Raw genomic sequence first — 12849 nt, 5'->3', positions numbered from 1 at the left:
CCTCAACCATTTGCGGCAAGCGCAAGGGCCTGCATGGCGACATTTAGGAACAAGGCCTGCGCAACGAGAAGTGCGAAGATCCCAATGTTGTCTTTGCTGATTGTTCTGACAACGAAAAGCATCATCAGCGGCAGCCAATCCAATACGTAACGCTGCACTGAATACTGAGAAAAGCCGTTGGAGTGATAGAAGAGTGTCACGCCCGCAATAAGTGCAATTGTAAGAGCAGCAAACAGGTATTCCCGGTTCCACTTGGCGAGGAAGAAATACAGCAGGAACGGCGCGCCAATAAAGAGCGCGATGCCTTTGTCTCCGAAACCACTAAGTTGTGTCAGATACTTACCGGAGAATTCCAGATTTGGCCCTTGCACAAAGAAATGTGCCAGGTTGAAGATCAGGTAATCCTTGTGGAACAGGCCCAAATCCTGAACCCGGTTGTCGATCCACTTGGCCTCAGGGTTCCCCATGTAATCCCATTCAGGTGGAAAGATATACGAATAGCCGGTCTGCATAGGATCGCCGAAACGGGCGTAGTTGTAGGCGAAGTACACTAAGATGGCGAGTGCGGGGAAGACAGCAAGTTTAAGCAGACGCCGAATGCTCTCGGAATTAATGTCGAAGATGGACCTGTCAGCTGGTGTCATCAAAACAAAGAAGAACGGCATATAAAGGATGCTCATCTGGCGCGTGAGAAACGCAAGGCCAATAAACAGCCCTACAAGCCATGCGTTCCGCTTTATCAGCGCGGACCATAGCGCCAACGAAGTGAGCATCACAGCGACGGCTTGGGCAAAGAACCAAACCCCATCAGCACGGAGCACCGTGTATTGCAGCGGAGTAGCAAACAGAAATGCCACGACGAGCAGCAGTGCCAACCGGAAATCTTCCTGATAGTGGCGCGTGAGTTGCCACCAGACGACCCCGGTGATTGCAAAGCAAACGGTTCCTAGTGCAATGAACTGATGAAACCCGATGCCAAAAATCGCAATAAATGGCAGAGCGATCAATGCTGGCACGGGTGGAAAGATCACATAGACCTGTCCCTCATAAAGCGCACAGTCCAGATCAAAACAGCTTTCCGCATAAAATCTGCCGTGCAAAAAAGCGTCAGCCAGCAAGGCGTAGGAGTTGCTCTCCGGCTGCTCCCCAGCCATTCGAAACACGATTGCTGCCAAAAGAATGAAAACCAATCCGGCCAGAATAAGTGGGAGGAGTGCTCCTCTAAATCGCTCAATTAAAATCATATTGCCCCCAAAATATGGGAGAGTAATAACACCAAGAATCCTAGTGTCTTCTTAAGACCCGACAATTTGCTCCGGAATCGCATGAGCGAGCCGTTTATGCGCTTGGTTGCCTCTGAGCGTGGGCATATTCGTCAAACCTCGTTATTAATTTCAATCTATCTCAAATCTTGATTTAACTTTATTTGCCTGATAGGTGAAGGATATTGCTCCCACAAATTATGCCGTGAAAACGGTTGATCTCACGCCCCACTGCGGAAAGCACACCCGCAAAACGGCTGGGATTGAAACAGGAATATCCTCATGTCGGACTCTCCCAAAGCCGCAGGCGCAAGCCTGGGAACGGTTGAATTTGTTGCCCTTATGGCAACGCTGACAAGCCTGATGGCGCTTTCAACTGACGCTGTACTGCCGGCCTTTACTATTATCGGAAAAGACTTGAACGTAGAAAATCCTAACAACGTTCAGTTCATTATTTTCGCGCTGTTTCTGGGGTTGAGCTTAGGGCAGTTCATTTTTGGCCCGGTGTCGGATCGCTTTGGGAGAAAGCCAGCCGTGTATGCCGGTTCTGTTGTGTTTGCCGTGGGGGCTGTGCTCGCAGCAACAGCAACCTCTTTGCCTATGATGATTTTTGGTCGCCTGCTGCAGGGCATCGGAGCAAGTGCACACCGGACAGTTGTGATGGCAATTGTGCGCGATAAGTATTCCGGCGCGGAAATGGCGCGTATCCTATCGTTTGTAACGGCGGTCTTTATTGTTGTGCCCACGCTGGCGCCTTTGATCGGTCAAGGTGTCCTGTTCGCGGCTGGCTGGCGCGCGATTTTTGTTATTATGCTTCTCATGGCTTGTGTTGCCTGTACCTGGCTTGCCTTGCGACAGCCCGAAACGCTCAAGCCGGAAAATCGCCGTACCATCACTCCGCGCGTTTTGTGGGCTGGCGTGCTTGAGGTGACGAGCCACAAAGCGACGATGTATTACACGGCTGCTGCTGGATTTGTGTTTGGCACCATGCTGACTTACCTCAGCACGGCTCAACCAATTTTTGCGGATATTTTTGATATCCATGAGACATTCCCACTCTACTTCTCCGGGATTGCCGTCGTGTTCGGTATGGCCTCAATCGTCAACGGCCGTATTGTCAGACGGATCGGTATGCAGAACATGTGCCGAGCTGCGCTGAGTATCCAGATTGTATCCAGTCTGGCCTTTGCACTTTACTTGCTCTTTGTTGCTACCACGCCGCCTTTGTGGTTGTTCATGACGTATCTTTCCTTCGCCTTCTTCTGTCAACCGATGTTGAACGGCAACCTGAACGCCATGTCGATGGAGCCGCTTGGACATTTGGCAGGATTGGCCGCCACATTGATTGGCGCATCCACGACCTTCATCGCGCTTATCCTTTCTGTGCTTATGGGGCGGGCCTACGACCAGACCTTGCTGCCGTTGTCCTTTGCGTTCTGTGTGTTTGGCGGCATGGCCCTTGTACTGGTGATGATGGGCGCAAGAGCGCAGAAGGCTGAAAAGGTCGCGTTTTCAGATGGTCTCGCTGGAGAAGCTAGCGCTTAAAAGCCTGTGGTAATGACACAGGCCAGAAAATTATTAGAGAGGGGAATCTCCCCTCTCCGCTTACTTGTCTGACCAAACGGCCAGTTCATTGTTGTTCGGGTCCAGAAAGTGAAACCGGCGCCCGCCCGGGAACGAAAAGATCTCTCGGTGGATACGGGCCCCGTGCTTTTGCAGGGTTTCCTGCAGCGCTTCCAGATCTTCAGCATACAAGACAACCAGCGCGGCCCCGTTTGCGGTGGATGAGGATAGATCTGCTTTAAAAAAGCCGCCGTTAAAACTGCCATCGTTGAAGGCTGTATAGTCAGGCCCGTAGTCCTCGAACGTCCAACCCAATGCATTGCTATAGAAAGCCTTGGCTGCTTTCAGATCGGCAGCGGGCATCTCGATATAATTGATCTTGCCAGTTTTTATCACTTTGAATTCCTTGATGAAAATCGGGGTTCTAGAAAGCCTGTCCTGCAAATCTCCAATATTGCGGCAGATTTGAAATGGTGGGATAGATTGGTCAGTCCTATCGTTATGCTTGTAAGCGAGATATTCAAATGAATAATTTGCCTGTTCCCCTCTCTTTATTCGCAGCTCTTGCGGTGGGTATTGCCGCTTTTTCCGGTGCCACACCGGCGCTAGCACAGACAGCAGAAAGCGCTGAGGCCGCTGGCCGGAAGGTGGTGTCTCAGCGCCATGGAGATTGGCTGCTTGAGTGTTTCCAATCTGCGGAAAACATCACCAAATGTCAGATTTCGCAGCGTATCGTCCACAATGAAACCGGGGGCAATCTTCTGCTGATGACGATGGCCTACAACTCGGAAGAACAGAGCGACATGGTGCAATATGTGTTGCCGCTCGATTTTCTGTTACCCCCTGGCGTTGGTGTACTGATTGGTGATTTTCAAGCTGTGGCACGTGTTAATCGCTGTATGGCGCAAGGTTGCGTGATTGAGGGCAAAACAGAAGAGGCCTTCGTTGAAGCTATGAAATCGGCAACAGACAGCGGGCGCTTTGTGATGATGTCCCGAGCGGGTAAGAAGGTCGCTATCAGCTTTTCCGCAACGGGCTTCACCAAAGCTTACAACGAGATGAAAGCACAGAATTCGAGGTAAGTGTGCTCGTTGGCTGGTATTTAAAAGCGATTTAGTCCCGCTCACCACACTGATTGAGCGCATGGGGTGACCTGTCCAAATGACGCTGAGTGACCCTGATTCTGAAAAGAGGTCCTCAGCTGGTCATTGAGAGCGTGTTGCGAAGAATCCTCTGTCTCTCCTAAGTTGAAGTCTCATTGCAAGTTTCTACCTCCTCCTCCTGTTGGAATACCTGCAGATATTCTGTAGTGACTGTTCCTGAGCGTCTTTTTAATAAAAAGTACGCACGGCAGCAGGCACCAAAAGCGGTTTGAGCGATCTTGCTCACGGGTGGATTGCTTTTGGTCTGAAAGAAGTGTTGGGAGGCACGGTCCTTTGGCGAAGTCCAGTGGCAATCCATTGATAACCGGCAGTGGCCTTTGGCAACGCTCGCCTGAACGCGTGCTGTTTGAAAATCTCTCCTTTGGGCTGAACAGTGGTGACCGGATCGGCCTCATTGGCCACAACGGCTGTGGCAAATCCACATTCCTGAATATCCTTGCTGGCCGCGACGAGCCAAGCGAGGGGAGCGTCTCGGTTTCCAGAGCAGCCGTTGTGTCTTGTGTCGAACAGCACGTGCCCAGGGAGCTGCTGGAATTGACGCTTGCAGAAGCGGTTCGGGATGCCCTGCCCGCAGACAAACGCGATTGGATGGACTGGAAGGTGGACGTGATTCTGCCAGAAATGGGCTTTGAGCCTCACCAGTCAGGTGTGCTTTGCAAAGATCTCAGTGGTGGGCAGATGACGCGGTTGATGCTGGCCCGCGCGTTGATGATTGAACCGAACTTGCTCCTACTGGATGAACCAAGCAACCACCTCGACCTTCCTACTATTCTTTGGCTCGAAAGCTTTTTGAAGTCGTGGAATGGCAGCTTCCTGATGATCTCGCATGATGTGACCTTGCTGGATGCTGTCACCAACCGCTCGTGGATTATGCAGGACCGGAAGTTGCATGCCTTTGATTTGCCCTGCACCAAAGCGTTGGAAGAGCATGAGATCCTAACTCAAGCCCGCATTGCACGGCGCGAGGCCGAAGAAAAAGAGATTAAGCGGGTCGAGGCAAGCGCCAAGCGGATTGCGGAGTGGGGCCGTACCTTCGACAACGAGGATCTATCGCGCAAGGCCAAGTCCATGGAAAAGATGGTTGACCGCATGAAGGACGACCAGACGGATGCGGTGGAGGCCTATCCATGGAACCTTTCCATTGCTGGTGAGCCAATTCAGGCAGACCGGCTGGTGCAGCTGAAAGAACTGGAAGTCACGCCGCCTGCTGCTGATGTGTTTTTGTATAAGGTTGACGATATCGCAGTGCGCCCCGGAGACCGGATTGCGGTGATGGGCGCCAATGGAACAGGCAAGTCCAGCCTGCTGCGGTGCTGTTGGGAGAAGCGGAAGAGTGAGGACGGCGATATTCGGGTTCATCCGCGCTGTCAGATTGCGTTTTATGATCAGACGCTCCAACAGCTGCCGGGGGAAGCTAATCTGGTTGAGGGTATGGTGTCCGTGGGCGAAGCGCTGAATGTGGACCTGCGTGTTGCCGATTGTGAAAAGACCATTATTTCTGCTGGTTTCAAATACAATCAGCTCCAGCAAAAGATCTCTCAGTTGAGTGGCGGTGAGCGCGCACGCCTGCTGCTTGTCTCGCTGTCACAGGTGCAAGCCAACTTGATGATGCTGGACGAACCGACTAACCACTTGGATCTTTACGGACGCAACGAACTTTCCAACCAACTACAGTCTTTCAATGGCTCCTTCCTGCTGGTTTCGCACGACAGGCATTTGGTGGAAGCCACGTGTAACCGGTTCTGGCTGGTGCTAAATGGACGGCTTCAGGAAGTCAACGATGTGGATGCGGCCTATGAACTGATTGCAAAGGATCAGGTAAAGCCGGTCAAAACTACCATAGACGATTATGGGAGCATGGAAGATGCGGGAGATGAAGAGGGTGCTTCGGTGACGGAAAATTCCTCTGAAGAAGACATGCTTGAGCGTTTGATTGAGCTGGAGGAGTTGATGGCTGCTGATCTGGCTCGCCGTCCAAACAGGCAGTCCCCGCATCTTCAGGCAAAATGGAAAGATGAGATTGCGCTGATTCACGAGCAGCTGGAGCTCACCGGTTAGTCTGGGGTTTTCTCAAGATCTGAAAGAGTCGCCTCAAGCTGTGCTTGATGTGCCTCTTTCAGAAACTCAAACGCCCCTGCCCCGTACATGCCTTTTAGCGTGCTCTGCGAAATGGCAAAGTGTTGGATGGATCCCAGCAGCTGATAAATCCAGCAAAACAAGTCAGCATCCGAGGCCTCAGACCAACGCTTTGTCTGGTGTGCCAGCGCGCCCAATGCATCCAGAAACGGCTTTAGTGGCCAGATCTCAGTGGTTTCCTGCGCATCCAAAAGCGCATGAACCAGCAGTTGCGTATCTTGCGGACAGGTAAGTGCCTCTTCAGAGAGCTGCAGAAAGAAGGCGCGAAGCCGTTCTTCTGGTGTAACGCCTTCAACATTCTGGATGGAGGTCAGTAGGCGGTCTGAGAGCGCTTTCATCACATGGGTATAGAGGCCGGCTTTGGAGCCGAAAAAATGAAGCAGCGCCTGCCTGGTTACGCCGAGCTTATCAGTAATGCTGGTTAGGCTTGCAGCGTGATACCCTTTCTCGGCAAAAACCTTGCTTGCCATTGTGATATAACGCATTTTCGGGCTGTCTACAGGGTTTTCCAAATCTGCCTCCCGCTGCTTCCTATATACCCTGAACTGAGTATCTTACCTTGTAGTAAGTTATCGCTTACCAAATGGTAAGTCGAATACTGCGATCAGATTTGACGCTAATCAGAGAGAAGGTTGGTGGCAAGATTGTGGTTCGCGCAAAAGAGCAAAAGAAAAGCCCACTGCAAACACAGCGGGCTTCTTAAATAATGCGGAGGCCGGAGGCTTAGCCAACGAAGGCGCGCTCAACCACGAATGTGGACGGGGCTGCGTTGGAGCCTTCTTCAAGGCCATGCTTTTCAAGGACTTCCTTGGTGTCGTTGATCATTTCCATAGAGCCACAGATCATGCCGCGGTCAGTCGCTGAGCTTAGTGGTGGCACGCCCAGATCTTCGAAGAGCTTGCCGCTATCGATCAGATTGGTGATGCGCTCCTGACAAGGATATGGCTCGCGGGTCGCTGCTGTGTGCAGACGTAGCTTGCCGGCTGCAAATTCGCCAACCAGAGGATCGTTTTTGACTTCCTCAACCAGTTCCTTCGCGTAGGTGAGTTCATCCACTTCGCGGCAGGTCTGGGTCAGAATGACTTCCTCAAACTTCTCATAGGTTTCAGGATCGCGGATCAGGGAGGCAAATGGCGCAACGCCGGTTCCGGTGGAGAACATGTAAAGACGTTTACCAGGGATCAGCGCATCATTGACAAGCGTGCCGGTTGGCTTCTTACGCATAAGAATGGTGTCGCCCGGCTGGATCTTCTGCAGGTGCTCGGTCAGCGGACCGTTTGGCACTTTAATGGAGAAGAATTCCAACTCTTCATCCCAGGACGGGCTGGCAATGGAGTAGGCGCGGAAAATCGGCTTCTCGGCATTTGGCAGGCCAATCATGACGAACTCGCCAGAGCGGAAACGGAAAGAGCTTGGACGTGTAATGCGGAATTTGAACAGGCGGTCAGTGTAGTGCTTTACGGACACCACCTTCTCGGCAAACACGTTTGCCGGAATAGGAAATTCGGTCTTGGCTTCCTGATCAAGCACAGGAGCTAGGGCCAACGCTGCGTCGGTCATTTGCAATCCTTAGATTGTTTTGATTAGGCCAGAGCCCGATACTTGGCCAGTTGTTGCCTCCGCTTTATCCGAGCGGGGGGCGGTAAAGCAACCGTTTTATAAGTAAAATTTCAGAAATTTGCGCCTGAAAGTGAGGAATCCAGCTACTCACAGCAGATGAATTGCTGATTTCTGAAAGAAAGTGCGCGAGTTGAGATACAAGCCAAACGTGGGAATAGGTGTAAATACTAAAAGCATATTGAGCGATACGGTTTCGTTCAATCTGTGACGACTGGCCTCTTCCGTGTGTGTTGCCGTCAAGAAAGCAAGATATGTTCACTTGCAATATGGTGTAAAAGAACAAGTGGCGAAGGCAAGGGACATAAGACGTGAAAGCAGGGCAGAGCAAAGCAGCCTATGAAAAACGAATGCTGCGTGTTCTTGAATACATTTACGATAATCTGGATGGGGATCTGAGTCTGGATACCTTGGCTGATGTGGCCTGCATGTCACGCTTTCACTGGCACCGGGTGTTCCAAAGCATGCGCGGAGAAACGCTGGCCACAGCAATCCGCCGCATTCGGCTGAACCGTGCGGCGCTGGATCTTCTCCAATCCGATGCGGCTGTGACAGAAATTGCGGAACGATACGGCTACCCCAGCGCGCAGAGTTTTTCCCGCGCGTTTAAGGGAGAGTATGGCGTGGCACCCGGCCAGTTCCGAGAAAACAAAAGCACAACACCGGCATTGGCCTCGGCACGAAACGACGTTTTTACAATGCATCCGGTGGAAATCAGAGAGATGCCTGAAAGGTACTTGCAAGCCCTGTCACATCGTGGGTCCTATGGCAATATGGGGGCGATCTTTAGCAAACTGGCTGCGATGTTGTCGTCACGAGGGGTGATCCGCAATTGCGGCCCATTTATCGGTATCTATTATGATGATCCTGCCATCGTGCCGGAAGATGAACTGCGCTCTTATGCTGGTGCCGTTGTGCCAAACTCCTTAGAAAATACATCAGGTTTGGAGCCGCTCGTGATCCCGGCTTGCCGGTGCGCGGTGCTGCGCCATCAGGGGGCGTATGCCGGGTTGCAGGCTGCGTTTAGCTACCTTTACGGCGTATGGCTGCCCTCCTCCGGAGAAGAAGCGGCAGACCAGCCGTGCTACGAGATCTTCCTGAATAGCCTGACGAACACATCTACCGAGGATCTTCTTGTCGAGATATGCCTTCCGCTACAATAGTGGTCACCGGCTATATTCCTGAATTTGCTCAGTTTTGCAGGATGTTGTTTTCTTGCTGTGTTTCCAGGGTCTCGTTAATGTTCCCATCCTTATTGATCTCCTCAATACATGCTGCCTGATCGGCTGCAGACATACTGGGGTATCCAAAGTTTGGAGGGTAGCCCAACGGGTCGGCTCCGGCGCCGCCTGTCCGATATTTTTCCGCGATATTCGGGCAATCGGAAACCGGACTGATAATGTTCGGATATTCCGACTGTAATGGCTCATCATTTTCCACACCAACTGGTCCCTGAGCGGACTCACCGGTCTGAGCAAGGCCGTAACCCGATGAAACTACAAGAAAACTGAGTGCGATAAGCGTTTTTGTTGTTTTTGACTGCATCGTTCTTGTTCCCACCGCGTGGATAAAATGGAAAGTCAGTTCATTAAACAGGAAACCAGAAAAAACTACGTGAGCGCTTTGGTTTAAATTGCGCTGAAATGGGAAAGATCTCGTTCTCTTGATGACTTTTGCTCGCTTTACAAGTTGTTTACCTCTGCGTAAGCTTGCGTTCGCTTTGAAAGCTTGGACCTTTCGCCGCGATTGGGGGGACGTAATGTTAAAGAAGATTGGCTGGGGTGTTCTGGCTGTTGTACTCGTGTTTGCTGCTGGTGCCTTTTATTTTCGGCAGGACATAGCCGAGATCCGTGCTGTGATGGCATATGCGGATGCGTTTAAACCTGAGAACATCGATCAGAAGTTCCGGTCACTTTACAAGGAATATGCAAGCACCACTGTAGAGGCGTCCAAGGAAACTTATGTGCTACCGCGTGAGTACCGGGCTGCGCCTATGCCAGAGAGCTTTGTATATAAGGGCGAAACGGCCTCGACTGCAGATTACATTCTCGATTCCCATACTACCGGTCTTGCCATCATGCACAATGGCAAGCTGATCCATGAATATTATGATAGGGGCAACACGGCAGAGACCCACGCCATTCAGATGTCTGTCTCAAAATCCATGGCGTCCATCCTTATTGGTGTTGCGATTGATGAAGGGTACATCGACAGCGTTGAAGATCAGGTGGTCCAATATGTGCCTGAACTCAAGGGGACAGCGTATGACGGCGTGCGTTTAAAGGACGTGCTCGAGATGTCATCCGGTGTACGCTGGAATGAAGACTATGCTGATCTGGACTCCGATATTGTCCAGTCGGTAGTTGCGATTCTGCTGGGTTCACAGGATGAGTTCACCAAGGAAATTCCACGTGAAATGGAGCCAGGAACCTACAACCGCTATTCGTCGATTGATACCCATGTGATCGGCTGGGTACTGCGCGGTGCGACTGGAAAGCCCTATCAGGAATGGTTCAGCAATAAGCTCTGGTCGAAAATCGGAGCGGAGTCTTCTGCAGAGCTTATGATCGATCAGGAAGGGCAACCGGTTGTCTTCGGTGGTGTGAATATACGCCTGCGCGACATGTTACGAGTTGGACTGGTTCTGGAACGTGGAGGCCTCAACCATAATGGCGAGAGGATCGTATCGGAGGAATGGATCAAAGCCTCTGTGACACCGGATGAACCTCGTTTGATGCCGGGCTACAACAACCCGCAAAGCCCCTCTCCGCTTGGCTACAAATACCAGTGGTGGATGCCGCTAGAGTCTGATCAGGGAGACTTTACGGCAATCGGGATCAATGGCCAGTTTCTCTACATTAATCCGGCGCGCAATGTGGTTATCGCCAAGACGTCCACCTATCCGTCCTATCACGAGGATGAGGATATGGTGATTATGAAATCCATAGCGATGTTCCAGGCAATTGCCCGCCATCTGAGTGATGTGCCGAATTCTTAAAGCAAAACAGTCGGCTCGGGGCAGAGCCGACTTGCTGTTCTGACCTTTTCGCGATCAGCGTTACTGGACCTGACCGGTGCCTGCCACCACGATCCCACGGATGTTGGTGGTTTGTGGTTGCTGGTAGGCGAATAGCACAATATTCGCGATCTCTTGTGGGTCAAGAATGCTATGTGGCGCGTTGAGCGCTTCGTAGTGGGCATCAATGAGCGCTTGAGACGTGGTGTGAGACACCAGTTCTGTCGCGACTGCTCCTGGTGCAATAACAATGACACGCACGTTGTCGGCGGCTACTTCCGCACGCAAGGCTTCGCTAAACGCGTGCACGGCAAACTTTGTGCCGCAATAGACTCTATGAGGTGTGTAGGATCGGCGCCCGTCGATGGAGCCCATATTGATGATGGTACCCCTACGGCGGGCTTTCATCGCTGGCAGAACGGCGCGAACGCTGTTCAGCAGCCCCTTCACATTCACGTCGATCATGTGGTCCCACTCAGCGGGCTCCTGATCAGCCAGCGTGCCTAGAAGCATGCAACCGGCATTGTTAATGATGGCGTCTGCCGGGCCAAACTTGTCTTCCCCCTCCTTCACAGCCGCGATTAGCTGTGCGCGGTCGGTAACATCAACCTTCAGACATAGTGTATTGGGCAGGCCAAAGGCTTCCATCTTGGCCACGCGGCGAGCCAGCAAAAGAAGAGGATGACCAGCAGCACCGAAAGTCTTGGCAATCGCTGCGCCGATCCCGGAACTTGCTCCGGTGATAATGATAAGCGGCTTTGTCATTTTGTTCTCCTGCCTTTCTCGGGTTCGTTGTGCCAGGCTGGCTTGCGTTGCATGGCAGCAGGTTTGCAAAGCGGATCACATAGATGAATTCGGATAAGTCAAAATGCGTGTTGTGCGGGGAAAACAATATGTAGTGCAATGACCTGCGTGCTTTAAACTGTCGCAGAACATGGCAGTCCGGGCTTAGCTATGGATTAAGCGGATCTTTCAAAAGCAAGGCTTTATTGGTCTGCATTGCCCTGTCGTAAAGCATCGCTCTAACGGCGGTAGGTGCCGACAAACCCGTCAGGTACAATTGCTCCAGCAGGGCTCGAGTTTGGGTCATCCACGCCAACAGGAATAAAGACCCGTTGGATGATGATTTTCTCACCATCTGGCGGTGGCGGACCCGGCAGCACAGCACCCTGTGTGGTCTTAAACCCTTCTAGCTCACAAATGAGGTTTTGCCCCTCGAAGCCAGGGGGCACCACTATTGGGCCGGGGGTATGTTGGACATAGATGGAGGATTGATATCCCTCCAAATAGCAGAACGCGCCGTCTGGTGTGGTGTTAACGGTTACCAGCGTCGCCCCGCGCGGAACCGCAACGGTTGGCGTATAGGACTGTGGCAAGCGTTGTTCATCCAATACGCACCCAGCCAAAACCGGGAGCACGAATGCGAGAACGCTCATGGGAAGGCTTTTTGGCAAATTATGGTCCTCATCAGGCCGACACGTTGAAAGTAAGGGGCAGGCTGAAGCGAAAACACCCGTTAGATTTGCCGGAGTATTTGCTAGGGTTCCTGTGGGGATTTCGGCATGAATGGCTGAGGGTGGCTACAGTCCAGGCCGAACTTCGGAGTTCTCCAAATCTGGATCCACTGAAGAATTTGCAGGCGGAACATGGTGGAGCCGCAGATCCGTGCACGATCTGCCTTCAGTTTCCCTACAAAACTTTACGTGTTTTTGAGGTCGGTTTAGTCAAAGAAAAGGGTCGAAAGTGCGCTCCTTGTGGCATCGCCGCTTACGGGCAAATTGCTGTTACGAGCGGTGAGCACCCTCAGAGCTGTGAGTTAGTTTTTTCAAAATATAATTGCACTTGCTGAGGTGACTGCGGATTTCATCAAATTTCCCTTCAGTAAATAATTGCAGTAGACTCCCCGCAAGCAGGTTGATTAAGCGTAAGGATAATCTTGAGCAAATATTAAGTTCATGTCTTTTGCTAAGATCAGAATATTAGAGCGAAATCTCCGTGATTACGGTCATGTTTAAGATTTCTCACTGTTGAAGTTGTCTAAGCCATGTATGATTTCAGCATAGAAGTGTGCTTGATTGCATTTTGATTTTTA

General features: G+C 51.6%; 12 protein-coding genes. 5 read left to right on the top strand and 7 right to left on the bottom strand.

The genetic code is table 11. The features are described 5' to 3' along the window. Positions 1-2 precede the first annotated feature (2 nt). Positions 3-1244, bottom strand: a complete 1242-nt coding sequence (locus IE076_RS16770; RefSeq protein ID WP_189437931.1) for a hypothetical protein — start codon at positions 1242-1244, stop codon at positions 3-5. A gap of 300 nt (positions 1245-1544) precedes the next feature. On the opposite strand from IE076_RS16770, the gene IE076_RS16765 reads away from it, so the two are divergent. Beyond that, positions 1545-2807, top strand: coding sequence for a multidrug effflux MFS transporter (locus tag IE076_RS16765; RefSeq protein ID WP_189437930.1), 1263 nt, complete (start codon positions 1545-1547; stop codon positions 2805-2807). A 60-nt stretch (positions 2808-2867) separates the two neighbouring features. Here IE076_RS16765 and IE076_RS16760 read toward each other — a convergent pair whose 3' ends face one another. After that, positions 2868-3221 (bottom strand): VOC family protein, encoded by a 354-nt coding sequence (locus tag IE076_RS16760; protein ID WP_189437929.1) that lies wholly within the window; start codon positions 3219-3221, stop codon positions 2868-2870. Between the two features lie 128 nt (positions 3222-3349). On the opposite strand from IE076_RS16760, the gene IE076_RS16755 reads away from it, so the two are divergent. Beyond that, positions 3350-3907 carry an invasion associated locus B family protein gene (locus tag IE076_RS16755; protein WP_189437928.1) on the top strand — a complete coding sequence of 186 codons (558 nt, stop codon included), beginning with the start codon at positions 3350-3352 and terminating at the stop codon, positions 3905-3907. Between the two features lie 354 nt (positions 3908-4261). After that, positions 4262-6046, top strand: a complete 1785-nt coding sequence (locus IE076_RS16750) for an ABC-F family ATP-binding cassette domain-containing protein (RefSeq protein WP_189437927.1) — start codon at positions 4262-4264, stop codon at positions 6044-6046. On the opposite strand, the gene IE076_RS16745 is transcribed toward IE076_RS16750, so the two are convergent. Together IE076_RS16745 and IE076_RS16740 are read right to left on the bottom strand one after the other, a co-directional pair. Further along, the gene (locus IE076_RS16745; RefSeq protein WP_189437926.1) at positions 6043-6636 is read right to left on the bottom strand and encodes a TetR/AcrR family transcriptional regulator; all 594 of its coding nucleotides are present in this window, start codon (positions 6634-6636) and stop codon (positions 6043-6045) included. The genes IE076_RS16750 and IE076_RS16745 overlap by 4 nt on opposite strands. A gap of 211 nt (positions 6637-6847) precedes the next feature. Then, entirely contained in the window at positions 6848-7684 is an 837-nt protein-coding gene (locus IE076_RS16740) for a ferredoxin--NADP reductase (protein ID WP_189437925.1), read from the bottom strand. Between the two features lie 368 nt (positions 7685-8052). Between IE076_RS16740 and IE076_RS16735 the strand changes: the two genes are divergently transcribed. Then, entirely contained in the window at positions 8053-8904 is an 852-nt protein-coding gene (locus tag IE076_RS16735; protein WP_189437924.1) for an AraC family transcriptional regulator, read from the top strand. Positions 8905-8932: 28 nt separating this feature from the next. On the opposite strand, the gene IE076_RS16730 is transcribed toward IE076_RS16735, so the two are convergent. Continuing rightward, complete coding sequence (locus tag IE076_RS16730) at positions 8933-9286, bottom strand: hypothetical protein (RefSeq protein ID WP_189437923.1); 354 nt, start codon at positions 9284-9286, stop codon at positions 8933-8935. Positions 9287-9500: 214 nt separating this feature from the next. Between IE076_RS16730 and IE076_RS16725 the strand changes: the two genes are divergently transcribed. Next, entirely contained in the window at positions 9501-10739 is a 1239-nt protein-coding gene (locus tag IE076_RS16725; RefSeq protein ID WP_189437922.1) for a serine hydrolase domain-containing protein, read from the top strand. A 60-nt stretch (positions 10740-10799) separates the two neighbouring features. Here the strand turns inward: IE076_RS16725 and IE076_RS16720 are convergent, their stop codons facing one another. Both IE076_RS16720 and IE076_RS16715 read right to left on the bottom strand, forming a co-directional pair. Continuing rightward, positions 10800-11522 (bottom strand): SDR family oxidoreductase, encoded by a 723-nt coding sequence (locus tag IE076_RS16720; protein ID WP_189437921.1) that lies wholly within the window; start codon positions 11520-11522, stop codon positions 10800-10802. 257 nt (positions 11523-11779) lie between these two features. After that, positions 11780-12193 carry a hypothetical protein gene (locus IE076_RS16715; RefSeq protein WP_189437920.1) on the bottom strand — a complete coding sequence of 138 codons (414 nt, stop codon included), beginning with the start codon at positions 12191-12193 and terminating at the stop codon, positions 11780-11782. Positions 12194-12849: the final 656 nt, after the last annotated feature.

Origin of the sequence: Pseudovibrio japonicus (assembly GCF_014651595.1) — a bacterium.
Taxonomy (GTDB): Bacteria; Pseudomonadota; Alphaproteobacteria; order Rhizobiales; family Stappiaceae; genus Pseudovibrio; species Pseudovibrio japonicus.
The sequence above is the reverse complement of the archived record's forward strand: the minus strand, read 5'-3'. Positions and strand labels throughout refer to the sequence as shown.